21 protein-coding genes and 2 riboswitches are annotated in these 25,058 nt (G+C 40.5%); of the genes, 14 read left to right on the top strand and 7 right to left on the bottom strand.

Translation table 11 applies throughout. The features are described 5' to 3' along the window. Positions 1 to 147: 147 nt before the first annotated feature. On the top strand, positions 148 to 1,218 hold the full coding sequence (gene cobT, locus CSV74_RS10950; protein ID WP_099691674.1) for a nicotinate-nucleotide--dimethylbenzimidazole phosphoribosyltransferase: 1,071 nt from the start codon (positions 148 to 150) through the stop codon (positions 1,216 to 1,218). A 41-nt stretch (positions 1,219 to 1,259) separates the two neighbouring features. Here cobT and CSV74_RS10945 read toward each other — a convergent pair whose 3' ends face one another. The 3 genes from CSV74_RS10945 to CSV74_RS10935 form a co-directional block, all read right to left on the bottom strand. Then, complete coding sequence (locus tag CSV74_RS10945; RefSeq protein ID WP_099691673.1) at positions 1,260 to 2,504, bottom strand: quaternary amine ABC transporter ATP-binding protein; 1,245 nt, start codon at positions 2,502 to 2,504, stop codon at positions 1,260 to 1,262. After that, complete coding sequence (locus CSV74_RS10940) at positions 2,501 to 3,361, bottom strand: ABC transporter permease (RefSeq protein ID WP_099691672.1); 861 nt, start codon at positions 3,359 to 3,361, stop codon at positions 2,501 to 2,503. Before CSV74_RS10940 ends, CSV74_RS10945 begins: the two co-directional genes overlap by 4 nt. A 111-nt stretch (positions 3,362 to 3,472) precedes the next feature. Then, complete coding sequence (locus tag CSV74_RS10935; protein WP_099691671.1) at positions 3,473 to 4,465, bottom strand: ABC transporter substrate-binding protein; 993 nt, start codon at positions 4,463 to 4,465, stop codon at positions 3,473 to 3,475. Between the two features lie 540 nt (positions 4,466 to 5,005). On the opposite strand from CSV74_RS10935, the gene cyoE reads away from it, so the two are divergent. The 8 genes from cyoE to ribH all read left to right on the top strand — a co-directional run bounded on the left by cyoE (position 5,006) and on the right by ribH (position 12,914). After that, positions 5,006 to 5,917 carry a heme o synthase gene (gene cyoE / locus CSV74_RS10930; RefSeq protein ID WP_029052720.1) on the top strand — a complete coding sequence of 304 codons (912 nt, stop codon included), beginning with the start codon at positions 5,006 to 5,008 and terminating at the stop codon, positions 5,915 to 5,917. Positions 5,918 to 6,054: 137 nt separating this feature from the next. Beyond that, a complete protein-coding gene (locus tag CSV74_RS10925; RefSeq protein WP_099691670.1) occupies positions 6,055 to 7,182 on the top strand; it encodes a M20 peptidase aminoacylase family protein in 1,128 nt (375 codons plus the stop codon). Positions 7,183 to 7,193: 11 nt separating this feature from the next. Continuing rightward, a complete protein-coding gene (locus CSV74_RS10920) occupies positions 7,194 to 8,012 on the top strand; it encodes a GNAT family N-acetyltransferase (protein WP_099691669.1) in 819 nt (272 codons plus the stop codon). 13 nt (positions 8,013 to 8,025) lie between these two features. After that, the gene (gene menC / locus CSV74_RS10915; protein WP_099691668.1) at positions 8,026 to 9,138 is read left to right on the top strand and encodes an o-succinylbenzoate synthase; all 1,113 of its coding nucleotides are present in this window, start codon (positions 8,026 to 8,028) and stop codon (positions 9,136 to 9,138) included. A 57-nt stretch (positions 9,139 to 9,195) separates the two neighbouring features. Next, positions 9,196 to 9,345, top strand: a riboswitch (FMN riboswitch). Between the two features lie 143 nt (positions 9,346 to 9,488). Continuing rightward, a complete protein-coding gene (gene ribD / locus CSV74_RS10910; protein ID WP_099691667.1) occupies positions 9,489 to 10,577 on the top strand; it encodes a bifunctional diaminohydroxyphosphoribosylaminopyrimidine deaminase/5-amino-6-(5-phosphoribosylamino)uracil reductase RibD in 1,089 nt (362 codons plus the stop codon). Positions 10,578 to 10,580: 3 nt separating this feature from the next. Beyond that, complete coding sequence (gene ribE / locus CSV74_RS10905; RefSeq protein WP_099691666.1) at positions 10,581 to 11,225, top strand: riboflavin synthase; 645 nt, start codon at positions 10,581 to 10,583, stop codon at positions 11,223 to 11,225. A 14-nt stretch (positions 11,226 to 11,239) separates the two neighbouring features. Then, positions 11,240 to 12,433, top strand: a complete 1,194-nt coding sequence (locus CSV74_RS10900; RefSeq protein WP_099691665.1) for a bifunctional 3,4-dihydroxy-2-butanone-4-phosphate synthase/GTP cyclohydrolase II — start codon at positions 11,240 to 11,242, stop codon at positions 12,431 to 12,433. Positions 12,434 to 12,446: 13 nt separating this feature from the next. Then, positions 12,447 to 12,914 (top strand): 6,7-dimethyl-8-ribityllumazine synthase, encoded by a 468-nt coding sequence (gene ribH, locus CSV74_RS10895; RefSeq protein ID WP_029052727.1) that lies wholly within the window; start codon positions 12,447 to 12,449, stop codon positions 12,912 to 12,914. 228 nt (positions 12,915 to 13,142) lie between these two features. Here ribH and metE read toward each other — a convergent pair whose 3' ends face one another. After that, positions 13,143 to 15,437 (bottom strand): 5-methyltetrahydropteroyltriglutamate--homocysteine S-methyltransferase, encoded by a 2,295-nt coding sequence (metE, locus tag CSV74_RS10890; RefSeq protein ID WP_099691664.1) that lies wholly within the window; start codon positions 15,435 to 15,437, stop codon positions 13,143 to 13,145. Between the two features lie 146 nt (positions 15,438 to 15,583). Then, positions 15,584 to 15,716, bottom strand: a riboswitch (cobalamin riboswitch). 389 nt (positions 15,717 to 16,105) lie between these two features. Between metE and CSV74_RS10885 the strand changes: the two genes are divergently transcribed. Together CSV74_RS10885 and CSV74_RS10880 are read left to right on the top strand one after the other, a co-directional pair. Then, the gene (locus CSV74_RS10885; RefSeq protein ID WP_099691663.1) at positions 16,106 to 18,295 is read left to right on the top strand and encodes a malate synthase G; all 2,190 of its coding nucleotides are present in this window, start codon (positions 16,106 to 16,108) and stop codon (positions 18,293 to 18,295) included. Positions 18,296 to 18,432: 137 nt separating this feature from the next. Next, positions 18,433 to 18,972, top strand: a complete 540-nt coding sequence (locus CSV74_RS10880; protein ID WP_099691662.1) for a hydrolase — start codon at positions 18,433 to 18,435, stop codon at positions 18,970 to 18,972. A gap of 41 nt (positions 18,973 to 19,013) precedes the next feature. On the opposite strand, the gene CSV74_RS10875 is transcribed toward CSV74_RS10880, so the two are convergent. Together CSV74_RS10875 and CSV74_RS10870 are read right to left on the bottom strand one after the other, a co-directional pair. Then, on the bottom strand, positions 19,014 to 19,571 hold the full coding sequence (locus CSV74_RS10875) for an SLOG family protein (RefSeq protein WP_029052731.1): 558 nt from the start codon (positions 19,569 to 19,571) through the stop codon (positions 19,014 to 19,016). Beyond that, positions 19,568 to 20,725: an acyl-CoA dehydrogenase family protein gene (locus tag CSV74_RS10870; protein WP_199170346.1), complete on the bottom strand. Its 1,158-nt coding sequence runs from the start codon at positions 20,723 to 20,725 to the stop codon at positions 19,568 to 19,570. Before CSV74_RS10870 ends, CSV74_RS10875 begins: the two co-directional genes overlap by 4 nt. A gap of 557 nt (positions 20,726 to 21,282) precedes the next feature. Here CSV74_RS10870 and CSV74_RS10865 point away from each other — a divergent pair. Then, positions 21,283 to 22,971, top strand: coding sequence for a methyl-accepting chemotaxis protein (locus CSV74_RS10865; protein ID WP_158231789.1), 1,689 nt, complete (start codon positions 21,283 to 21,285; stop codon positions 22,969 to 22,971). 34 nt (positions 22,972 to 23,005) lie between these two features. On the opposite strand, the gene thpR is transcribed toward CSV74_RS10865, so the two are convergent. Continuing rightward, on the bottom strand, positions 23,006 to 23,554 hold the full coding sequence (thpR, locus tag CSV74_RS10860) for an RNA 2',3'-cyclic phosphodiesterase (protein WP_158231788.1): 549 nt from the start codon (positions 23,552 to 23,554) through the stop codon (positions 23,006 to 23,008). Between the two features lie 177 nt (positions 23,555 to 23,731). On the opposite strand from thpR, the gene CSV74_RS10855 reads away from it, so the two are divergent. Together CSV74_RS10855 and CSV74_RS10850 are read left to right on the top strand one after the other, a co-directional pair. Next, a complete protein-coding gene (locus CSV74_RS10855; RefSeq protein ID WP_029052735.1) occupies positions 23,732 to 24,526 on the top strand; it encodes an HAD family hydrolase in 795 nt (264 codons plus the stop codon). 67 nt (positions 24,527 to 24,593) lie between these two features. After that, positions 24,594 to 25,040 carry a small multi-drug export protein gene (locus CSV74_RS10850; protein WP_099671520.1) on the top strand — a complete coding sequence of 149 codons (447 nt, stop codon included), beginning with the start codon at positions 24,594 to 24,596 and terminating at the stop codon, positions 25,038 to 25,040. Positions 25,041 to 25,058: the final 18 nt, after the last annotated feature.

The raw sequence follows: 25,058 nt of genomic DNA, 5'->3' as shown, positions 1-25,058 counted from the left end.
GCCCCTTTTCTGATAGTAATGTAACTAGCGTAAAGTATGACACCTCCGCTATCTATAGTATACCTTTAAACGACATTATTTGCATACTAGTTATTTAATTGGATACTCATTAAGGTCTACTGATATACTTAAATAGAAAACTAATGAATGTTTGTACATAATAAGAAAGAAGGTCATCACTTGAAACAGTATACTATCCCTGCCTTGGACGTCTCGGCAGGAGTGGAAGCAAAAGCGTATGTAGATACATTGACGAAACCTATCGGAAGTTTAGGGAAACTTGAAGAAATCGTAATTACGTTGGCAGAGATACAAGGTCGGAAACAGCCTAGCATAAATCGATTAGGTGTATTAGTATTCGCAGCAGATCACGGAATTGTAGAAGAAGGGATTTCAGCATTCCCACAACTAGTCACACGTCAGATGGTACAGAATATGGCGGTAGGCGGAGCAGCAATCAATGTATTCAGCAGACAGCAACAAGCAGAATTTTCATTGGTTGACGTGGGTGTGATGGGAGAGTCGTTTTCAGCACCCGTGAAAGACCGGAAGATTCGACAGGGGTCGGAGAACTTTCTACGTACCGAGGCGATGACTCAGGAAGAAGTAGAGAAAGCGCTGGAGATTGGCTATGAAGAAGCGATGGCGCTATTTGAAAAAGGTGTAGATTTCTTAGTAGTAGGGGAAGTCGGTATTGGTAATACTACGACAAGCAGTGCTGTAGTGGCGGCCATAACAGGTTTAGATCCGGAAGAACTCGTTGGTTACGGAACAGGAATATCGTCTAAACAACATCTTCATAAGATTACAGTAGTTCGGGAAGCGCTAGCTCTTCATCAGCCTAATTCTTCAGACGGCTATGACGTGCTACGTAAGGTTGGTGGTCTAGAATTGGCTGCGATGGTAGGAGCAATGCTTGCGGCCGCTTCTAAGCGCGTACCTATCATTTTAGACGGATTTATCTCTACTGCGGCAGCTTGTGTGGCGGAAGCTATAAGCCAAGGCGCAACAGGATATATGTTACTTGGTCATCAATCCGTGGAACCGGGACATCAAAAGGCATTTCAATATTTAGGAAAAGAACCCATTCTGTCTTTGTCCATGCGTTTAGGGGAAGGTACAGGTGCAGCAGTTGCATTCAGTATCATTCGATCAGCTGTGTTGATGATCAATGAAATGGCAACCTTTGAAAGTGCCGGTGTTTCCGGAAAAAACTAATAAAAAGGGAAGAGTGGGCAGGCCCATTCTTCCCTTTTTTGTTATTCAGCTACTTTAACTGTTTCGACTGGATTAATTAGTGTCTCCTCATCTTCTTCATCATCAGCGGAGTTGCTAATTATGCTTGAAAGTATATGAACCCGTAAAATAATACCTTCAATTCGGTTCGTTTCATCTATAACAACAAGTGGGTATTTGGAATCTAGTACACGGGGAATTATGTCTTGTACATATTCCTCAGGAGTAGCGGTCAATACATCAGTTGTCATCACTTCATCTAATGTTTTTTTGTTTTTCACGCCTTCAATCGCACAGTCGATTGTTACTAAGCCAAGCAACTGTCGTTCACGATTCGTAATGAAGACACTAGAAATACCGTTCTCCTTCATATTCTTGATCGCGACATGCAAACCATCTTTACCATTCATAACACTCAATGGCTTTGACATGATATTCATAGCTTGTAACACTTTCGAACGGTCGATTTCACGAGTGAAGTCCATAATATAATCGTTTGCAGGTGTTTCTAATAACTCTTCCGGAGTACCGATTTGCTCTACGTGACCATCTTTCATAACCGCCACGCGGTCACCAATACGGAATGCTTCGTTGACATCATGTGTGATGAAGATGATCGTTTTTTGAAGACGTGTTTGAATATCCAAAAGTTCCATTTGCATCTCTCTGCGAATAAGCGGATCGAGCGCACTGAATGGCTCGTCCATTAATAGAATATCGGGATCATTTGTCAAAGCACGTGCAATACCGACACGCTGCCGCATACCGCCTGACAATTCATCAGGATATTGATTTTCATACCCTTTCAGACCGACCGTCTCAATATGTTTTTGTGCGATATCGCGACGCTCACTCTTCGATAGTCCGCGAATTTCTAGACCGTATTCAATGTTTTCTATAACGGTCCTATGGCTGAATAAACCAAAGTGCTGGAAGACCATTGCGATTTTCTTCTGACGGTAAAATTTCAATTGTTCTTTATTGTACTTGACAATATTCTCACCATCTACATAAATTGCACCTGACGTAGGCTTGTTCAACAAGTTGAAGCAACGGATCAGTGTTGATTTACCACTTCCAGATAGCCCCATAATTACAAAAGTTTCACCTTCCATGATTTCCATGTTGGCATTATAGACACCTACTGTATGTCCAGTCTTTTCAAGGATTTCCCGCTTAGTAGTTCCTTTTTCGATCATAGGAATGACTTTCTTCGGGCGAGGACCAAAGATCTTGGTGACATTTTCTACTTTAAGTTTAACGGTCATGCTGATCTCCTCCCTGTATTTTGTAGGCGGTTTGCTACTCCATTTGTTAAACGGTCAATAATAATCGCTAAGAACACGATACTGATACCTGCTTCGAATCCTAGTGAAATATTGATTTGGTTAATAGAGAATAGTACACGTTCACCCAAACCGTGAGCACCAACCATGGAACCGACAACAGCCATGGATAAGGCCATCATCGTCGTTTGGTTGATTCCTGCCATCATAGTAGGCAATGCTTGTGGTAATTGTACTTTCATTAACATTTGGTTTCGAGAAGAGCCAAATGATTCTGCAGACTCAATCACTTCAGAATCAACGTTTCGAATACCAAGTTCTGTTAAACGGATCACTGGAGGTAACGCATAAATGATGGTCGCAATGATTGCGGGAACGTTCCCCAGAGGGAAAAAGAATATTACGGGTATCAAGTAGACGAATGTAGGCATTGTCTGCATGGCATCCAATAGAGGACGCATGATGACGGAAAATGTTTTACTAAATGCCATTAAGATGCCGACTGGAATACCGATCGCAAGGGATAGTACAACTGAAATGACGATAATAGCAACTGTTGTCATCGTATCTTCCCATAAATTGAAGGATCCAATCAAAAAGATAAAGGCGGCAAACATAATACCGTTTAAAACGGAATTTAAATACCAACCAAGTAGGAAAACCACAATCATGATGGCCCACCAAGGTGTAGCGAGTAAAGCTGTTTCAATCGTTCGGATTGTAGTGGAGGCAATAGTGAAGATGAAATCAAATAGCCAGCCAAAATTCATTGCAAGAAAATCAATAAACTTTTCTACATAATCTCCTATAGGTATTCTGACGTTAGGGAATTCATTCATAGGCAGTAAGCTAGGACGTACTAGCTTGTCCCTCTCTTTCTCTACTTTTAGTATTCGTGCAAATTAAAAAGGGTGGAGCGGAAAGCGTCCACCCCGAAAATCTATAATGTATTACAGTGCTGCTTTTACTTTTTCCGCAACATCTTCAGGCACCCATGAAGTCCAAAGTTCTTCATTTTCTTTCATGAACCACTTTGCAGTATCTTCTGGACTAGCTTCATTTTCACCCATATATTTTAATGCATCTTCTGTTAAAGCACTGCTAGTTTCGTAATGGCTGAAGAACTCTACTACTTCAGGAGCTTGTGTTTTCAAGTCTTTATGGACACTGACGTAGACATCATTAGGAGGGAATTCACCAGACTTATCTTTATCCCAAGCCTCTTGATCAAATGGCTCGTCTTCTAAAAGTGTTAAGTCATATGTTGCAGTGACCCAAGTAGGTGACCAGTAATACCCAACCCAAGGCTCACCTTTTTTATATGCGCTAGCTAAGTCCGCTACGATAGATGAGTCTGAACCTGGAGCTAAATACGTAAACTTTTCATTTAATCCATAAGTAGTTAACTTTTCATCTAAGTGTTTACTAACTATCCAGCTAGATGGTGCACCGATGATCCGTCCCTTATCCTTGTTTTCAGGATCTTGGAATAGTTCGGGATACTTTTCTAAGTCTTTTACTGTTTTCAAATCCGGAGCTACTGCCTCAATATTACGCTCTGGATCGCCTTTAATAACGTATGTAGGGACATACAGGCCTTGTGAGTTATCGTCGAAGTTTGTTGAAACGGATTCAATGTCTCCACTGTCGATTGCTTTTGTATACGCGTCACCCAAGTTATCAGACCAAACTTCTGTATAAACGTGTAGATCACCTTGCTGTAACGCTTGCAATGTTGCAGAAGAAGTACCGTTTACTATTTCCGTATCATAGCCGTAGCCTTCTTCTAAAATGATTTGTGCAATGCCGTTGTGGAACCGAATACTATCCCATCCTGCATCTGCTAGTTTAATTGTGCTAATTGAATCTTTGCTGTCACTGTTACCACACGCAGTTAATAGTAGTAATGTAAAGACAGATAAAAATAACATAAACTTTCTCAAAAAATCAAACCCTTTCTTTTTATAATTTTTTCATCACGAAATGCTGTTTTTTGCTCGGATATCTTAAAATCAGACATAAGTTATAATATGTAGATAGTTCAAGAGATCAAGGAAAAACCATCATTATTCTCGCGATACTATTACACGAGTTTACAGGATAATTAAATTAATATCAATTTAATTATTAAGACAACTCTCGGTTTCATGCGATTTTAAAGAGATATTCAGCTGCGTTTTATAATAAAAAAATTAATGACATTCGATTGATTATGGTGGATAAACTAAGGTGTTAACCTATAGGGGGTAAAGGTTCGTGCTTTGTCGAATCATAGGGGAAATGATAATATATAATATGTTGACTGTGTATATAAAAGGAAATTTTATCGTGCGATATGTTTATTTATGCACTTTGGACAAATCTTTGTAACAGTTTAAAAGGAATCGTCTTGATTTTTTGATTTTACTTTTAAGAAAATGATATAGTTATATGTACGAATGGAAAAAATATTTAAATGTAACGTAAAAGGAGAACGGACCCATATGACGAAAGAAGCCCATGTTGTTTCGAGTACGACTCAAAGCCGCTCGGCGTCTACCTTCTTCTCGGATATTAAATCATTAGTTAAAGGACCTGTATTAATCGCGAATGTCTTTCCGGTTTTTACGGGGTTTTGGTTGGCACTATATTTTTCAGGTATGACACTTACAGGTAACTGGGGTGTGTTTCTGCTAACCATGATAGGTAGCACCTTTTTAGTTGCAGGTGCACTTGTAATGAATAACTGGTTTGATTCTGATATTGATACGGTGATGGAGAGAACGAAAAAACGTCCGACTGTGACAGGAAGTTTTGCTTTGAAAACCGTATTAAAAACCGGTTTGATATTATCGGGGATTGGCATGTTATTATTATTATTCACTACTTTAGAAGCGGCGATTTATGCATTTATCGGATGGTTTACGTATGTAATACCCTATACCATGTGGTCTAAACGTAAATATACATTAAATACAGTCATTGGTAGTGTGTCGGGAGCAGTAACTCCCCTCATAGGATGGGCAGCTATTATGTCGGCGGATCATATCGTACCTATTGTTTTGGTTGCTATACTATTCATTTGGCAAATGCCTCATACATTTGCAATTGCTATGAAAAAGTATAAAGATTATAGCGCGGCTAACGTAGCGATGTTGCCTGTTGTTTATGGATTTAATTTCACTAAGCGCCAAATGTTGGTTTATGTATTATGTTTATTGCCGTTACCGTTTTTATTAACGATGTTCGGTACTACTTTCATTATCATCGCGACATTGATGAACCTTGGATATATTGCGGCTAGTATCTACGGGTTTTATGCAAAAGATGATTATAAGTGGGCTAACTTCATGTTCTTATATTCAGTCAATTACATGACGCTATTATTTGGTATGATGATTCTTTGGACTTTTTAGTGAATACAAAAAAGACTTCCTTTCACACGATGTGAAAGAGAAGTCTTTTTTATGTTAGAATTATTGAGAAGTTTGAAAAGTCAGGATTAAATCATGCGATAGATAACAATGAACGACAGATATTAGGAGGCGTCTTAATGAATGAGCAAGTACAGTTACTGAAGCCGAAACTAGATGAAGTGTTTGCGCATTTACACAGTCATCCGGAAGTCAGTTGGAAGGAAACAGAAACAACAACTTACTTGAAAGAATTTCTTGAGAGTGAAGGATTTCATGTGAATGTATTTGATGGAATAACAGGTTTATCCGTGACGATTGGTGAAGGTAAGCCAGTAGTCGGATTACGCGTGGATATAGATGCATTGTGGCAAGAAGTAGATGGTGTTTATCAAGCGAATCACTCATGCGGACATGATGGACATATGACCATGGGAATTGGCGCCTTGCTTATGGCAAAAGAGCGTGGTATTCCTCAAAAAGGAACATTGAAAGTATTCTTCCAGCCAGCAGAAGAGAAGGGCGAAGGTGCGTTAGCTGTTCTTGAGCAGGGATTGATCGATGATATCGATTATTTATTTGGCGTTCATGTACGGGCTGCAGATGAAATGGCGGACGGTTACTCCGCTGCTTCCCTGCGTCACGGGGCGGCGAAGATGATTAGTGGAACGATAAAGGGGACGGAAGCACATGGCGCAAGGCCACATCAAGGAAAGAATGCTATCGAGGTTGGTGCTTCGTTAGTGGGAGGCTTGCAGTCCATTCATTGTAATCCGATGGTTTCCCATACAGCAAAGATGACGATGTTCCAAGCGGGAGGCAAATCCGCAAATATTATTCCAGGAAACGCGAAATTCAGTTTGGATTTACGTGCCCAAGAAAATGGTGTCATGGACGAATTATATGAACAAGTGGAACGTGTAATTCAAGCGGTTGAAAGACAATACGATGTAGAAATTAACTATAAAATAATGGCGGAAATGGTCGCAGCGGAAGTAGATGCCGAAGCGGAAGATCTTATGTATCAGGCGATTGTTAAAGTAATTGGCGAAGAGAAGGCTACACGTACTGTCGTCACACCCGGAGGAGAAGATTTTCACTTTTATTCTGTCCGCCGACCGAGTGTCAAAAGTACAATGCTTGGATTGGGATGTGGCTTAACACCAGGACTTCACCATCCATATATGACGTTTAATCAAGATGCATTGGCAACAGGAGTCGAAATTTTGACAACAGCCATCGAATTAACATTCCAATCTAAAAAATAGAAGGTGACAGTATGAGGAAGGATATAAAAGTTAGAAAAGTGACAGCTATCGAAGACATTTATTCCGTACAAAAACTTGAGAAGCGGATTTGGGGAATGGAACCTATTCCTGTCCATCAAACCATCACTGCAGTCAAAAATGGTGGCTTAATTGTCGGAGCATTTCTAGAAAATCGTTTGATTGGCTATTCCTATAGCTTTGCAGGATATTCAGAAGGGGAAGTATATCTATGCTCTCACATGCTTGCGGTAGATGAAGAATTTCAAATGATGGGCATTGGTAAGCTTTTAAAAGAAGAACAACTTCGTCTGGCGCGGGAAATGGGATATCGATTGATCGTCTGGACATTCGATCCGCTCGAAAGTCGCAACGCCTACTTAAATACTTCAAAGTTATACGGTGTGTGCTATGACTATATAGTTAATTGCTATGGAAGTATGGACGATGGGTTAAACAAAGGCTTACCGACTGATCGTTTTCAAGTGGCCTGGTGGATTGATAGTCCGCGTGTGTTGGAGAAATGGCAACCTGATCTCACATATAGTCGTCCTTTTCAAATTCACTTGAGTGAAGATTCACACCCTGTCGTACTTTTGCCGGAAACGAATGATTGGCTGGAGGCAGAAGCGATAGAAGTGCCAGTACCCAAACAAATTCAATTGATGAAGAAAGAAAATCCGCAATTTGCCTATGAATGGCGAATGGAAACGAGAAATATATTTCAACAACTGTGTGATGAAGGGTTCGCTTTGGTCGATGTATGCAGAACAGAAGAACCTGTCCAGTACTATCGTTTCTGTAAACGATCCATCATTCCGTTGCAAAATTAAAGGAGCTTATCCAATGAAAATTAACTCGATTACAATTCGTAGAATGAATATGACGATGAAACATCCATTTACAACAAGTTTCGGAACGATACAGCAGAAAGATTTCCTTTTGGCAACTGTCACGGACGCGGACGGGCATGAGGGATGGGGAGAGTCGGTTGCGTTTACGGCACCTTGGTATAGTGAAGAAACGACCGAAACGACGATTCACATGCTGCGTGATTTCCTGATTCCTGCAGTGCTTGGCAAGACTATTTCACATCCCGATGAAGTAAGTGATTTATTTGGGCATATCCGCAAAAATAATATGGCTAAAGCGACAATTGAAGGGGCGATATGGGATGTATATGCGAAACATCACCATATGACGCTTGCCGCAGCACTCGGAGGGAAACGGCAACGTATTGAAGTAGGTATCAGCATTGGAATTGAGGAACATGTTGAAGATTTATTGGCCGATATTAATGGATTTATAGAAGAGGGATATAAGCGCATTAAAGTGAAAATCAAACCTGGATATGACGTGGAAGTGATTCGTGCCATTCGAGAAGCCTATCCTGATGTACCGTTAATGGCAGATGCGAACTCTGCTTATACACTAGACGATGTAGAGTTGTTGAAAGAACTGGACCAGTTTAATTTAATGATGATTGAGCAACCACTTGCTTCCGACGATATTATCGATCACGCAACACTACAAAAACAAATTAAGACACCAATATGTCTAGATGAAAGTATTCATTCGTTGGAAGATACGCGTAAAGCTATCGAACTGGGTAGTTGTAAAATTATTAACGTGAAAACTGGTAGAGTGGGTGGCTTGTCAGAAGCAAAGAAAATTCATGATTATTGTGCTACAAAAGGGATCGATGTATGGTGTGGCGGCATGCTGGAATCGGGTATTGGCCGAGCGCAAAACATAGCATTGACAACATTACCTAATTTCACGCTCCCTGGTGACACAGCGGGGTCTTCACGTTACTGGGAACAAGATATTATTACACCAGAAGTAGTGGCTAATGAAGGTTATATTACGGTTCCGACAGGAGATGGAATCGGATACATTCCAAACATGGAAGCAGTGGAACGATTTACAGTAGACAAATGGGTATTTTTATCTGAATAATTATTCAGTTGTTGTTATTTAGTCATCACATGTGCTAGACTCTTAATTAATCGAATAAGTTTCCTTCGGGGCAGGGCGTAATTCCCTACCGACGGTGATGAGCTTACAAGCTCTTAGTCCGTGACCCGGATGCTTTATATAAAGCAGAAGGTGGATTTGGTGAAACTCCAAAGCCGACAGTTAAAGTCTGGATGAGAGAAGGAACAGTGCGTATATACTACATGTAATGATTTTTCATTACTGTTTATAACGTTTATTTAGTCATGGTTACAAGCCCCGCATACTCTTTTGCGGGGCTTTTGTATGTAGAATTGTCACTAGAGGAATACCGTAAGTTGGAGTGTTGCTCAATGAATCAAAATTATATGGAAATGGCTTTGCAACTCGCGGAAAATGTGGCAGGTCAAACCTCTCCTAATCCACCTGTAGGTGCGGTTGTCGTAAAAGCGGGCCGGATCATTGGAATGGGCGCACATTTACAAGCGGGAGAGCGCCATGCCGAACGAGTGGCGCTAGATATGGCTGGAGCCAAAGCAACGGATGCTGATTTGTATGTAACACTTGAACCGTGTTCACACACCGGTAAAACTTCACCTTGTGCAGATGCCGTTATTCAAGCGGGTATCAAACGTGTCTTCGTCGCAACAGCGGATCCGAATCCGCTTGTAGCAGGTAAAGGCATTGCAAAACTTCGTGAGGCAGGAGTAGAAGTAACCGAATCGGTTTCCGTTGAACTTGCTAAAAACCTATATGCACCATTTTTTCATTTTATTAAAAATAAAACACCTCATGTGACAATGAAAACAGCTATGACGATAGACGGTAAAATTGCGACTTCAAAAGGAGATAGCAAATGGGTGACGAGTGAGCAAGCGCGACTCGATGTCCATCAGCTTCGCCATACGCAAGATGCAATTTTAGTAGGTGTGCAAACGCTTCTTCATGACAATCCTCTTCTCACCACCAGACTGCCCCTAGGTGGACGACATCCTATTCGAGTTATTTTAGATACATCTTTACGAACACCGGAATCTAGCCAGATCATTCAAAACGCAGAAGCACCGACGTGGATTTTTTGCGGAAAATATGCGGAATTATCACGTGAAAAGTTACTCAAGAAGCCGCATGTCGAGATCATCCGAATGCAGAAACCTCAGCTAATTGTAGAAGATATTCTACTAGAGCTAGGAAGACGTGGAGTCATGACATTGCTTGTAGAAGGTGGCGCTGCTATTAATGCTTCATTCGTAAAAGCGCGAGCTGTACAGAAAGTCATTTGCTATGTAGCGCCAAAATTACTTGGTGGAATTGGATCTTTGACGCCAATTAGCGGGCTGGATCCTCTAATGATGAATGAGGCGCTTCCGCTAACATTTGAAAGTGTGGAAATGATCGGTCCAGACATTAAAATCATAGCTGTACCGAAAGAGAGTGATTAAACAGTGTTTACAGGAATAATTGAAGAGATTGGTTCAGTTCAGCAAATACAACCTGGTGCTCAGTCTATGACACTAACGATAGCAGCATCTCTTGTATTGACAGATGTGAGAGTTGGGGACAGTATCGCAGTCAATGGTGTCTGTTTGACGGTAAAGAGCTTTTCGAAAGATCGATTTGCAGCGGACGTCATGCCTGAAACCGTATCCTCTACTTCACTACGACAATTAGCGATGGGAAGTCCTGTGAATCTTGAGCGGGCACTCGCGGCAAATGGCAGGTTAGGTGGACATTTTGTCACGGGACACGTAGACGGAATAGCCACGATCCGTGATAAGCGAACAGTTGATAATGCATTATATATACGCTTGTCATTACCGCAAGGATATGATCCCTATTTGTTACATAAAGGCTCTATCGCATTGGATGGTACTTCATTGACGATCTTCGAAGTGAAAGATACGGATATTACGATTTCGTTGATTCCACATTCGCAGGAAATGACAGTCATCGCGAAAAAGCCGGTAGGGGATGTAGTCAACTTTGAATGCGATATGCTCGCGAAATATGTTGAGAATATGTTGCAAAAAAGACAAGATACGGATCAAACAATGTCGAAAGATTTTTTACAACAACACGGATTTATGTGAAGGAGTGAATGAGGATGTTTCATACAATTGAAGAAGCGTTAGAAGATTTACGACAAGGTAAAGTTGTAATCGTAGTGGATGATGAAGATCGAGAGAATGAAGGGGATTTTGTAGCATTGGCCGACCAGGTTACGCCTGAAATCATCAACTTCATGGCAACGAAAGGTCGAGGATTGATTTGTGTACCGATAACAGAACAGAAAGCAGCCCAACTAGGCTTGCAGATGATGACCGATAATAATACGGATTCACATGGTACGGCGTTTACAATCAGTATCGATCACAACTCCACCCATACCGGGATCAGTGCATTTGAACGTGCAGATACAATCGTTAAAATGATGGGACCGAATGCAACAGCAGGTGAATTCAAACGTCCTGGACATATATTTCCACTCGTAGCGAAATCAGGTGGTGTACTGGAACGTACGGGACATACTGAAGCTGCGATAGATTTGGCGCGACTGGCAGGCAGCGCTTCTGCAGGTGTAATTTGTGAAATCATGAGTGAAGACGGAACGATGGCGCGTGTGCCAGAGTTACGTCAGATGGCTGAAGAATTAGATTTGAAACTAATCACCATTCAAGACCTCATTCATTACCGTCTACAGCGAGAGCATTTAGTTATACGTGAAGCAGAGATCAAGCTGCCAACGGACTATGGAGAATTCTGCATGGTCGGCTATACCGAGACTATGACAGGCAAAGAACATGTTGCGTTGGTAAAGGGCGACGTTACGACAGAAGAGCCGGTCTTAGTGAGAGTTCATTCAGAATGCTTAACAGGCGATGTCTTTGGATCATGCCGTTGTGACTGTGGTCCGCAACTGCAAGCGGCTCTCTCTCAAATTGAAGAAGAAGGGCGCGGTGTATTGTTGTATATGCGTCAAGAGGGCAGAGGCATAGGATTGATGAATAAACTGAAAGCCTATGCACTGCAAGAACAAGGCTATGACACGGTAGAAGCGAATGAAAAACTTGGATTTGCGGCTGATTTACGTGATTACGGTATCGGCGCACAAATTCTTCGTGAACTCGGTATTACGCAAATGCGTTTGCTGACGAATAATCCGAAGAAAATCGCTGGTTTAAAAGGATATGAATTAGAAGTGGTGGAACGCGTCTCGATCCAGCTACCATTTAATGAAGCAAACGAAAAGTATTTACACACAAAAGCGGAAAAACTAGGTCATTTATTAACTTTATGAGGAGAGATGAAAAATGGGTAATTTATTCGAAGGACATTTAGTAGGTACTGGTTTAAAAGTAGGTATCGTCGTAGGGCGGTTTAACGAGTTCATCACAGGGAAGTTACTTTCTGGTGCACAAGACGCGTTTAAACGTCATGGTGTAGATGAAGCGGATGTAGACATAGCGTGGGTGCCAGGTGCGTTTGAAATCTCGTTAATCGCAAAGAAAATGGCAGATTCTAAAAAATATGACGCAGTCATTACACTAGGCACGGTCATCCGTGGTGCGACTCCTCATTTTGACTTTGTTTGTAATGAAGTGGCAAAAGGTGTTTCGCAAGCTGGTATGCAATCAGGTATCCCTGTAATCTTTGGAGTGCTCACAACGGATACAATTGAGCAATCAATCGAGCGTGCAGGCACTAAGGCGGGGAACAAAGGCTGGGACGCAGCGGTGTCTGCTATTGAGATGGCGAACCTAACGAAGCAGTTTGATTGATTAATAATAGAGTAAAAAGAGGATGTCCCGGAAGTTACTATACTTCATGGGGTGTCCTCTTTTATAATGTGTAATTCAAATTCAAATTCAAATTCAAGTGCAAGATTGAAAGGGTTAGCGAATGAATGTAACATCCCCAACACCCATGCAAGCTGCTCTATTACAAACTCTATGAACAAAAAAACTGTCTAAGAAACCATATTGGTTTCTTAGACAGTACTAAATTCGTTATTTTACCGCTACTACGCCTAACTTTTCTCGTGCCTGAACAGTGGCAATTACCATATTCTTCAATGCTGCAACTGTTTCTTCACGCTTTCTTGTCTTCAAACCACAATCCGGGTTGATCCAGAACTGGTTAGGCTCTAGCACTTCAAGACCTTTGTTGATAATCTCTGTCATCTCTTCGACTGCAGGGACGCGTGGGCTATGGATGTCATAGACACCTAGACCGATTCCTTTGTCGTAATGATACTCATTGAAAGCCTCGACCAAGTCGCCGTGACTACGTGAAGTTTCAATAGAGATGACGTCTGCATCCAGTGCGCTGATCGCTTCGATAAAGTCATTGAAATCACAATAGCACATATGTGTATGAATTTGCGTCGTATCTTCGACTGATGCTGTGGATACGCGGAAAGCATTAACAGCCCAGTCCAGATAATGTTTCCACTCAGCTTTCTTTAATGGAAGACCTTCTCGAAGTGCTGGCTCGTCAACTTGGATCATATGAATGCCGGCTGCTTCAAGCGCTTCAATTTCCTTACGCAAAGCGAGTGCAATTTGGTTTGTCACTTCTTCTCTCGACAAGTCGTCACGAACGAATGACCAGTTTAAAATAGTGACAGGACCCGTAAGCATTCCTTTTACTTCATGATCTGTAAGGGATTTTGCATAAACGGATTCTTCCACAGTCATGGGTTTAGTGAACGCAACGTCTCCGAAGATGATTGGAGGCTTAACACAACGTGAACCGTAGGATTGTACCCATGCTTTCTCAGTAAAGACAAAACCGCCCAGCTTTTCACCGAAATATTCCACCATGTCCGTACGTTCGAATTCGCCATGTACCAAGACATCAAGTCCCAAGTCCTCTTGAATATCGATCCACTCTTTAATTTCAGCATTAACAAAATCTTTGTATTGCTGATTCGTAATTTCACCTTTTCTCCATTTATTCCGTGTAGCCCGTACTTCTGGCGTTTGTGGGAAACTGCCGATTGTTGTAGTAGGAAGTAGTGGCAATTGGAATTTTTCCTGTTGCTTCACTTTACGTTCTGCAAATGGAAGATTTCGCTTACTGTCAGAAAGTAGACTTCCGGAAGTCGCTTGGCGTACTTCTTTATTATTGCGAGCAGGAAGGGCATTAAATGCAGTCAGTGCTGCTTCACTGTCTTCAAATACTTTAGTGAATTTTTCTTTTCCATATTGTAAAGCTGTTTGAATAGCTTTGATTTCTTCCATCTTCTCGTCAGCGAATGCTAATGCGTTCAAGATGGTTTGATCTAGTTTCTGTTCCGAGCGAGTCGTGACAGGTGAGTGGAGCAAGCTACATGAAGGTTGAATCCACAATTTATCAGGTGAAACTTGCTGTTGGATTGTTTCAGTCAATGTAAGCTTTTTCTGTAAATTAGAACGCCATACGTTGCGTCCATCTACAATCCCTGCCGCAAGTACTTTGTCTTTTGGGAAGCCATGTTGTTTCAGATTATCTAAGTTTTTCTCGCGTCCGTGGACGAAATCGAGTCCGATCGCTGCAACAGGTAACGCAATCGTTTCTGTATAATGTTCAACTGAATCAAAGTATGTCTGTAGAAGAATATTCAGTCCGCTTAGATTATTTGTCAGTTGTGAATAAATTTCTGTTACAGTTTTCATTTCATCTGAGCTGATTGATGTACATAAAATTGGCTCATCGATTTGAACCCATTGTACTCCTTCATCCTGTAATTCCTGGAGTACTCTTTGATAAAGTGGGATCAATTGCAGGATGATAGATGGTACATCATTATCCTCAAACCCTTTAGATAATTTCAATAATGTATAGGGGCCAAGTAGAACGGGTTTACCTTCAATACCTAGTTCTTTCTTTGCTTCACGATAAGCAGCTAGCGGTTTATTTTCAGTTAGTTCAAAACGCTGACCTTCGTATTCGGGCACGATATAGTGATAGTTCGTATTGAACCATTTTGTCATTTCGGAAGCGACTGCCTCATCATTACCGCGAGCCATCGAAAAGTATGTGGAAGTGGAAACTTGTCCGCCTTTCCAGTTATAGCGTGAAGGGATGATTCCAAACATTGCAGACGTATCGAGTACACGATCATACAATGTGAAGTCACCTACAGCAATGAAATCAATTCCGGCATCTTGCTGTTTTTTTAAGTTCGCCAAGCGAATCTCTTTCGTTGTTTGAAGAAGATCATCCTCTGAAATCTTCTTTGACCAAAATGCCTCAAGTGCGCGTTTCCACTCACGATTTTCACCTATGACCGGATAGCCCGCTATACTACTTTTTACCATGGATAAATTCCCCCTTGATTTTTTATAATAAAAAAACATCTCTAGGGGAGATGTTAGAAATGCGAGTACATATAAAATAACATGCTAAAAATAGCATGCGTTTATAGACTGCGTCTGTCTAACACTTCCCTATTCATCGTAGGATTAAGCGTCATGAAAAATAGGCAGGTGTCTGGCTGGACGCATGGGCGTCTTCACAGTGGCGGGACCGCTCCAAGAAAAGGATTCCCTTTTAAGAAATGAAAGTATTTTCATTCCACCTACTTTTCAAACTATTCAATTCAGATGATTGTCTCTAAAACTATCACATGCAAAATAGTGTGTCAACTTGCTATCTGAATTTAGTGGTGGGTACCTAAAGAACAAATGGCGAAGTGAAATGATGAAACAGTGTATTACCTCTACTGTTATATAACTGATGTAAATAGACAGACTCAGACGTAATCAACCGTGATGCGAAAATTTTAACTATTCAGTTGAAAGTCAACTAGACTTTAGGTATGATATGTACTAACACGTCTTCAAGTGAAGAAGTCATTCGTTTGTTATGTGTCGATTTTTGATCGACAGGCTATGGGGTGTTGCCGAATAATGGACGATGATAGGTGTTCATCGCTATATGTTATACAACAGAATAGCGCAAAAAACATTAAGGGGTGGCTTTATCCATGACAAACTATGAAAAAGTAGGTAAATTGCAAGTCGCAACAGAACTATATAACTTCGTAAACGAAGAAGTTCTTCCGGACTTAGAAGTCCAAAGTGATCAATTTTGGACAAACTTTGATTCGCTCATTCATGAACTTGCTCCTGAAAACAAAGCGCTATTAGAAAAACGTGATGAATTGCAAAAGACCATTAGCGAATGGCACCAAAATAATAAAGGCGAAATTGATTTCGCTAAATATAAAGAGTTTTTACAAGAAATTGGCTACTTAGAGCCAGTTCCTGAAGATTTCAAAGTAACAACAGCAAACGTTGACAATGAAGTCGCAAACCAAGCAGGTTCACAATTGGTAGTTCCAATCGATAATGCTCGTTATGCATTAAATGCAGCGAATGCAAGATGGGGAAGTCTATACGACGCGCTTTATGGATCGGATGTAATTAGTAATGAAGCGGGTGCTGAAGCTGGCGTTCAATACAATCCGATTCGTGGACAAAAAGTAATCGATTTTGCGAAAAACTTGTTAGATCAAGCAGCGTCTTTAGCTGAAGGATCTCATGCAGAAGTAACAGCTTATAAAATTGCAGAAGGTAAACTTCAAGTAACGCTTGAAAGTGGTAACACAACTCCATTGAAAGATGAGTCCAAGTTCGTTGGATATAAAGGCTCTGAAGACGCACCGACTGCTGTATTGTTAGTGAATAATGGATTGCATATCGAAATCGCTATCGATCCCAATAATCCAATCGGTAAAAGTGATAAAGCAGGTGTGAAAGATCTTGTACTTGAAGCGGCACTCTCTACGTTGATGGACTGTGAAGACTCTATTGCTGCAGTAGATGCTGAAGATAAAGTTGGTGTATACCGTAACTGGCTTGGTCTAATGAAGGGCGACTTGGAATCAACATTCAAGCGCGGTAGTAACACAGTTACAAGAAAATTGAATCCAGATCGTACGTATACAGGCGGAGATGGCAAGGAGTTGATTCTGCGTGGTCGTTCATTGATGTTCGTACGTAACGTAGGTCATTTAATGACTAATAATGCAATCCTGGACGAAAATGGTAATGAAGTACCTGAAGGGATTTTGGACGGTGTTCTTACATCGCTGATTGCTACACATAACTTTAAAGAAAACACAGAGTTTAAAAACTCCCTTCACAATTCCATTTACATTGTAAAGCCGAAAATGCATAGTCCAGCTGAGGCGGCATTTGCGAATAAACTATTTGATCGTATTGAAGATCTACTAGGTGTTGAGCGCAACACAATTAAAATCGGAGTTATGGACGAAGAGCGTAGAATGTCACTGAATCTGAAATCGGCAATCAATGAAGTGAAAGAGCGTATTGCATTTATAAACACTGGATTCCTTGATCGTACAGGTGATGAAATCCATACGTCTATGGAAGCAGGTCCAGTTATTCGCAAAGCGGATATGAAGACGTCTAAATGGCTATCTTCTTATGAATCTGCAAACGTAGCAGTAGGAATTGGAGCGGGTCTACCAGGACACGCACAAATTGGAAAAGGAATGTGGGCAATGCCTGACTTAATGGCTGCAATGCTTGAACAGAAAATTGCTCATCCAAAAGCTGGAGCTAGCACTGCGTGGGTTCCATCACCAACAGCTGCAATTTTGCATGCATTGCACTACCATGAAGTAAATGTTAAAGATGTACAAGCCGGAATTGACAGTTCGATCGATTATCGCGATGGTATCCTTGACATTCCATTGGCACCTAAAGCGGATTGGTCTGCCGAAGAAGTACAATCTGAACTAGATAACAACGCACAAGGTATCCTGGGCTATGTAGTTCGCTGGATTGACCAAGGAGTAGGGTGTTCAACAGTTCCTGATATCAATGATGTCGGATTAATGGAAGACCGTGCAACATTACGTATTTCGAGTCAGCACATTGCAAACTGGTTACGTCATGGTGTTTGTACGAAAGAGCAAGTACAAGAAACTTTGGAGCGTATGGCAATTGTAGTGGATCAGCAGAACGCGGATGATGAGTTGTATCAGCCGATGGCACCAAACTATAATGATTCCATCGCGTTCCAAGCAGCGTCTGACCTAATATTTAAAGGGGCGGAACAGCCAAGTGGATATACGGAACCGATCTTGCATGCTCGTCGTATTGAAGCGAAAGCAAAAGCCAAACAAAAAGCGACAGTACAAAACTAATATCCATTACCAAACCGTCACTCTCTCACTAACGAAAGAGTGGCGGTTTTTTCTTGATTAGTCAAAAATGATATTTTTCTAATAAATCTGTAATCATGCTATACTAGCGAGAATGATGAAAAGGGGATGAGTAAAGCATGTTGCAAACAAATCAAACAGTTTTCGTATTAGTCGATGTACAAGGAAAGCTAGCGCAAATCGTTAATGAAAGTAAGGAATTACATGATAACTTGGAAAAACTGATCAGAGGATTACAAGTATTGGATATTCCTATACTATGGCTCGAACAATATCCTGATGGTCTAGGGCCGACTACCGAATCGTTATCGAACTTGCTTGAAAAACAACAACCGATTGCCAAAATGACATTTAGTGCAATGGGCAATGAAGAATTTGTTAAACAGTTGAACGAGTTGGATAGGAAGCAAGTATTAATTGCAGGAATTGAAACGCATATTTGCGTGTATATGACAGCGGCTGATCTTGTGAAAGAAGGCTATGAAGTAGAAGTGGTAGTGGATGCAGTCACATCTAGAACAGAAGCTAATAAAATGATCGGCTTACAAAAGATGAAACATCTTGGTGTCTCAGGTACATGTGTAGAAACAGCTTTGTATGAGTTGCTTGGTGAGGCAGGGACAGATGAATTTAAGCAAGTTTTGAAAGTAATCAAATAGAAAAAAGCGAAATGCCTGTTTTGATGGCATTTCGCTTTTTGTTATTCCCATTGTTCCCGCTGCAAATCTTCTGCAATGAGTTGTAAATCATCGGCAGTAATCGATAATACTTCATAGTTAGTAGTTTCAGCTAGTTGTACTGCCATTTTCTTAAGGAACTTCGGTGAACCTTCATTTTCTTCATCATATACCAGTAACAAAGCATCTGAATTTCGAAGTAGAAACTTATTCTTCTCTACAAATTGCCAAGGTGCTTCATACGGTTTGTTTGTCAGACTCACTGAATAATCTGCGAGTGATAGGATTTGTTCATATGTTTCTTGTTTTATTTCATTCCATTTTGATTGTTGATCAAGAAATGGGGTGATGACCGCGTATTGTAAGTTGGGGTAGTCTTCTTGCAAATCCCACACACATTCAATAATCCACGTTTCCACTCCAAGTTGTCCACTGACGATAACCCATTCGAGTCCTTGGTCTAGAAGAGCTAGCAATTGATCTGTTAACGCTTTTTTAATGATAGGAATACCTTGATGATCTTCATTGAAAATACCTAATTCATGGGCTTTATAACCGCTCACGAGTAGACGTTTAATCATTGTTGTCCACTAATTGCTGCTTGTGCGAGCTTTGTAATCGTCATGTCATCCATCGGTGGGTTGTGAAGACCAGCTCGTACATCGCGATAATATCGCTGAAGAGGATTGGACATTTCCAAGCTTTTCGCACCTACAATACGCATTGCTAAGTTAACAATTTCAATCGCGCTATTCGTTACAATCGACTTCGCTACCCCAAGTTCATTTTGTAAATGAACTCGACGAGCAGGATCATCGTAAATTCTCGCGATATCATAAAGTAAATGGCGTGCCTTAATCAGTTCTAAATCCATCTTCCCAATTTGTGTTTGGATACTGAAAAGGGAAGCAATGGGTTCATTGAGACTGTTTGGCTGATAAGTTGCTGCAAAGTGTACCGCATAATCACGCGCGGCTTGGGCAATTCCCATGTAACATGCGGGAATATGAAGAAGCCAGCCGTTTTGGTTGTTGCCGCGAGGTGCTTCATTCACTTCTACTAACTGATCATCCGTTGCTATCACTTGATCCAGTACAAGCGTTTGACTTTCGGTACCGCGCATTGAAATCATATGCCAAGTATCTCTAATGGAGAGACCGTTTGCGTCACTTGGCAACAAGAAAAAGCCTGTTTTCTGCTTTTCTTCAATCCAAACAGATACAAGTATATGGGTAAGGGCAGGCGCCATAGTCGTAAACGTCTTTTCACCTGAAATCATCCAGCCACTCTCAGTGCGAACAGCAGTCGTTTGTGGTCGACCGCCACGCGTAGGGCTGCCAGTTTGAGCTTCAGTAACGGAACGATTAACAAGTGCGCCTTGTTGAACCGCTTCACTAAACTGAGCTAATTGTTCTTCCGTCCATTTACGATTCTCATACAGTTCACCAATGACTCCCTGATGCCAGCCGATTGCAAGAGCGGTAGCACTGTCAAAACGAGCGATGGTCTCCTGTAAGAGCACCATGTCCGTCACTGTGATCCCCCCACCTCCAAACTCTTTAGGTAAGGTTAACGTCGTATAACCCATTTTTATGAGTTTTTCTATATTCTCTTGTGGGAATTTTGAAAGCTCATCAGATCGTTCTGAAAAGCCGCTGAAAAACGGACCTGCCTCAGTCAATTCATTGACCCATCGGCGTTGAAAGTCCGTTGTAATAAAAAGTTCTGTTGACACGAGTAACACGTCCTAACTGCTTCAGTCTCTTACTGCAATTTGTACTAATATATTGTAAATTTATGTAGAAATACAAAATCACCTTGAGTACATCTCTCAAGAGTCATGAAATTCTAGTATACTAGAAAAACAAAATAAATACCATTCTGACGAAAGAAAAAATTCATATCATACTATGTAAGAATTTACTGAATAATCAAGTGGTTTATAAAGCAATTCGCGGTTTACAAGATGGTGTTTGACTTGAGTTGAAATTTCTATGTGTAAACTAGTTAAATTAGGAATTAAATGTATGAGGTTAAGTTCTTGGTGCTGTTATTTTAATTTTTATAGAGAAAGTATAAAGCTCTATTAAATTTATTTGTTCAGCATTAAAGTAGCTCTTAATAATTATGAAAGAAAAAGAATATAAAACGACAAATTAATATGTTAAATGCTTTATTTTATCATAAACCCCAAATATCCCTATACGAATATGAATAGCGTGGGGTATAATTGGTAGTGTATACCAAACATATATTAGTATATTGATAATTGAATAAGGGAGAATGGCGAATATGAAGTTCACAGTGGGGAAAAAATTATGGGCTGGGTTTATGAGTCTTGTGATCATTATCATTGTAATTGGTTTAATAGGGTTCCTAGCGCTGAAGAGTGTTAACGAAAAGTATTCATTTTTAATTAACGATCGGATGCATAAAGTTATTTTGCTAGAGGAACAGCAAAGCGACCAACATAATTTAGCTAAAAATATTAGAGGTTTTATGTTATATGGTTCAGAATCGTACATAAACGAATTAGAAGAAACCCAATCGCGTATAGAAGGACGCTTAAATGAATTGGAGCAAATTATAAACAACGATACTATGCAGACTGCGTTGGGATCTATTCGGGAAGCGAGTGTAGAATACGACAAGGTACTACTATCTATTATAGAAGAGAAACGTGCAGGGAATGATGATCAAGCGCTTGTAATTGGAACGAATGGAGCAGGTTATCAACAAACTATAACTGATAATATTAATCAAATGACTGATTACCAAAGACAACAGCAAGAAGAGTTGGAAAAGGAAGTGACGAGTTATACGAACAGTGCTACTTTGTTAATGGTAATCTTAATCGCACTGGGAGTCATTGGTAGTGTAGTGATCACGACGATCATTAGTCGTTTGATTAGCCGTCCGGTTGGTCGAATGACGAATGCACTAGCTGAAGTATCAGGAGGAAACTTTACCATTGAAGAAGTGAAGATCAAAAATAATGACGAAATTGGCGATATGTCTATTACGCTGAATGAAATGGTTGCCGATTTACGAGGTATTATCGATCGGGCGAAAAATTCTGCTTTGCATTTGGCAGCACAATCTGAAGAATTATCTGCAAGTGCGGAAGAGAGTTTAGCTGCTTCTGAAATGGTAGCGGAAATTACGGAAAAGAATTTACAGACGAGTGAGATGCAGGCGAATATTGTCAATCAATCTACTGTCTCAATGGAAGAGATGATGACGGCCATTGATGTTATCACACAGGATAATGAAGAAATGTTGAATTCGTCAGAAGATGTGGCGCGATTGGTGAAGGAAGGTTCTGCCTTAATGAAAGAAACGACTAATCAGATGACCAATATCAGTGAGACGATTGGTGAATCCGCGGAAACTATCAATAAAATGTCCAAACACACTGAAAGTATCCGTGGCGTTACATCCATGATTGCGGCAATTGCTGAGCAAACTAATTTACTTGCTCTTAATGCTGCAATTGAAGCAGCCCGTGCAGGAGAGCATGGGAAAGGCTTTGCTGTTGTAGCTGAAGAAGTACGAAATTTAGCGGAACAATCCAAGCGGTCTACACAAGAAATTGGTCGAATGATTGATACGATTATTCACGATGTAGAAACAGTGGTAACGAGCACGGATGAAGGTAGAAAATGTGTGTCAGAAGGCTTATTATCAACAGAGAAAACAAATGCCATCTTTATGGATATTGAGCACGCAACGTCAGATGTCAGTGAAAAAGTATCCACAGTATCAGCAGCAATCGAACAGATTCGTGCGATGACAGATGAAGTGACGGATGGAGCTAAACGAGTAGAAGAATTAGCTATTCAAGCAGCAAACGAAGCTCAATCTACTAGTGCGGCAACAGAAGAACAGTTAGCAGCTAATGAGGAAATCACATCCAGTTCACAAACATTGGCTCAACTTGCAGAGCAACTTCAAAATGATATGGCCCGTTTTAAAGTGTAATAAAACAGTAAGGAGTTGATTGCGTAGTGTGCAATCAACTCTTTTTTAATTGAAAATACGCGAGGGCTTCATAAGAGGGGCTTTTCTTAGGATGAATTTTAAACAATGTGAAACCTGCTATTGTAATAGGAACAGGTTCTATAGACTTTTTTTCTAATCGCATTTTTTCAGTGGTCTTGCGTTTTTTTGCTATCGTGATATGCGGAACGAAACGAGTGTCTTTTTCCAACTCAAGGATCTTCTCTGTACGTCTAGCGATTTGCCTTTGTAGTTCGCATAAAGTGTCAGAATTCTGAACCGCTAGAAAAACGACACGTGGTCCACTTGCAGATCCGAAAAATGATAAACCTTGCAAGTACACTGTGAACTCTGTATGCGATGTAGCGATTTTCTGTAGACTGGATTTCAGCCATGGGAGCTTAGCCTCGTCAAGCTCTCCGATATAGCGCATAGTCAAATGTAAATCTTTAGCGTGCGGAATTACTTTGTATTTCTCGTTTAATTGGTATTCTGTACGAAATTGTTGGGCTATGTCATCAACAGGATGAGCAATAGAGATGCCGATAAAGTAATGTTGTCCCAATTCCAGCTCACCTCCTATTCAGTAGGTTCCCTTACACTTTGAAATATATGCATGACTGTACAAAATAATCTGTGTATAGCCCGCTGTTTAGGGAACGTACTAACAAATCATCTAAATAATGTGTATAATAAGAGTAGGATATAACTGAATTATTATAATTGCAAAGGGGATGTTACGATGATTAAAACATTGATTTTTGATCTGGATGATACATTGATATGGGATGCCAAGAGTATTTCTATGGCATTTCAAAAAACATGTGAATATGCGACAAAGAAAACAGGAGTCAATCCAGTAGAACTTGAGCATGCTGTGCGTCAGGAAGCAAGAGACTTGTATGCTACATATGAGATATTTCCACATACTCAAAATATCGGAATTAATCCTTTTGAAGGATTATGGGGTGTCTTTGACGATGAAGGAGAAGAGTTTCAGAAGATGAAAGAGATTGTTCCTGGCTATCAAAAGGGAGCTTGGGTCAATGGGTTAAAGAAATTAGGGGTTGATGATGAAGCGTTTGGTTGGGAATTAGCGGATGTATTTCCAAGAGAGCGTAAGAATAGCCCCTATATTTACGAAGAGACATTTGAAGTGTTGGATAAATTGAAGGGTAACTATCAGTTAATTCTTTTGACAAACGGTTCACCAAGTTTACAACAGATTAAATTAACGATTTCACCTGAAATCCCTAGCTACTTTGATCATATTATCGTTTCTGGTGCATTTGGTAAAGGAAAACCTGACGTATCTATATTCAAGCATGTTCTTAATTTAAGTGGCGCCCAAGCAAATGAAGCGTTGATGATAGGTGATAACTTAATGACAGATATTTTAGGTTCAAGTCGTATTGGTATGCGTAATGTATGGATTAATCGTGAAAATAAGCTTCCGAATGATGAAGTGAAACCTACTTATGAAATCGATAACTTACATGGTCTTTTCCCTATACTTAGCACATTAGAAAACCGATGAGATGATCTCATCGGTTTTGATTCTATTTTACTTGTTTTTATTTGTTCGTACAGCAAGGAGGTATTAGATGCTAGAATATTTATTGGTGTTTTTAGGAGCGGCTATACCGTGGATAGAAATTATGATTGTCGTGCCGTTAGGTATTATTCGAGGTCTATCACCTATGTGGGTAATCATTCTTTCATTTGCAGGTAATATGACAACAATTCTTCTGTTGATTGTTGGTTTCCAACGCATTAAGGAATGGATGGCACGTAGAAAACAGAAGAAGGGAAAAGGCGAGTCGAAACGTCAACAACGTGCAGAACAAATTATGAACATATATGGATTACCGGTTTTAGCACTAGCGGGTCCAATTTTGATCGGAACACACATCGCGGCTTTTATTGGTCTTGTATTAGGCGCAAAGAAAATGAATACGGCAATTTGGTCAGCGATCAGTATTGCGCTTTGGTGTTTAGTGTTCGGAATTCTGACTGCTATGGGATTTGATTTCTTTGTCGATCGTACATAAAAAACATCCAGCTGAAAA

It is taken from the genome of Sporosarcina sp. P19 (assembly GCF_002743165.1).
Taxonomy (GTDB): Bacteria; Bacillota; Bacilli; order Bacillales_A; family Planococcaceae; genus Sporosarcina; species Sporosarcina ureae.
This window is presented reverse-complemented; position numbering and strand designations above follow the sequence as displayed.

What these genes read in the sequence shown, in the direction of transcription:
- CSV74_RS10945 (WP_099691673.1), bottom strand. Translation starts at nt 2,504, where the DNA reads ATGACCGTTAAACTTAAAGTAGAAAATGTCACCAAGATCTTTGGTCCT.
- CSV74_RS10925 (WP_099691670.1), top strand. Translation starts at nt 6,055, where the DNA reads ATGAATGAGCAAGTACAGTTACTGAAGCCGAAACTAGATGAAGTGTTT.
- CSV74_RS10900 (WP_099691665.1), top strand. Translation starts at nt 11,240, where the DNA reads ATGTTTCATACAATTGAAGAAGCGTTAGAAGATTTACGACAAGGTAAA.
- CSV74_RS10850 (WP_099671520.1), top strand. Translation starts at nt 24,594, where the DNA reads ATGCTAGAATATTTATTGGTGTTTTTAGGAGCGGCTATACCGTGGATA.
- ribD (WP_099691667.1), top strand. Translation starts at nt 9,489, where the DNA reads ATGAATCAAAATTATATGGAAATGGCTTTGCAACTCGCGGAAAATGTG.
- cyoE (WP_029052720.1), top strand. Translation starts at nt 5,006, where the DNA reads ATGACGAAAGAAGCCCATGTTGTTTCGAGTACGACTCAAAGCCGCTCG.
- CSV74_RS10940 (WP_099691672.1), bottom strand. Translation starts at nt 3,361, where the DNA reads ATGAATGAATTCCCTAACGTCAGAATACCTATAGGAGATTATGTAGAA.
- cobT (WP_099691674.1), top strand. Translation starts at nt 148, where the DNA reads ATGTTTGTACATAATAAGAAAGAAGGTCATCACTTGAAACAGTATACT.
- ribH (WP_029052727.1), top strand. Translation starts at nt 12,447, where the DNA reads ATGGGTAATTTATTCGAAGGACATTTAGTAGGTACTGGTTTAAAAGTA.
- CSV74_RS10875 (WP_029052731.1), bottom strand. Translation starts at nt 19,571, where the DNA reads ATGATTAAACGTCTACTCGTGAGCGGTTATAAAGCCCATGAATTAGGT.
- menC (WP_099691668.1), top strand. Translation starts at nt 8,026, where the DNA reads ATGAAAATTAACTCGATTACAATTCGTAGAATGAATATGACGATGAAA.
- CSV74_RS10855 (WP_029052735.1), top strand. Translation starts at nt 23,732, where the DNA reads ATGATTAAAACATTGATTTTTGATCTGGATGATACATTGATATGGGAT.
- CSV74_RS10920 (WP_099691669.1), top strand. Translation starts at nt 7,194, where the DNA reads ATGAGGAAGGATATAAAAGTTAGAAAAGTGACAGCTATCGAAGACATT.
- CSV74_RS10885 (WP_099691663.1), top strand. Translation starts at nt 16,106, where the DNA reads ATGACAAACTATGAAAAAGTAGGTAAATTGCAAGTCGCAACAGAACTA.
- metE (WP_099691664.1), bottom strand. Translation starts at nt 15,437, where the DNA reads ATGGTAAAAAGTAGTATAGCGGGCTATCCGGTCATAGGTGAAAATCGT.
- CSV74_RS10880 (WP_099691662.1), top strand. Translation starts at nt 18,433, where the DNA reads ATGTTGCAAACAAATCAAACAGTTTTCGTATTAGTCGATGTACAAGGA.
- CSV74_RS10865 (WP_158231789.1), top strand. Translation starts at nt 21,283, where the DNA reads ATGAAGTTCACAGTGGGGAAAAAATTATGGGCTGGGTTTATGAGTCTT.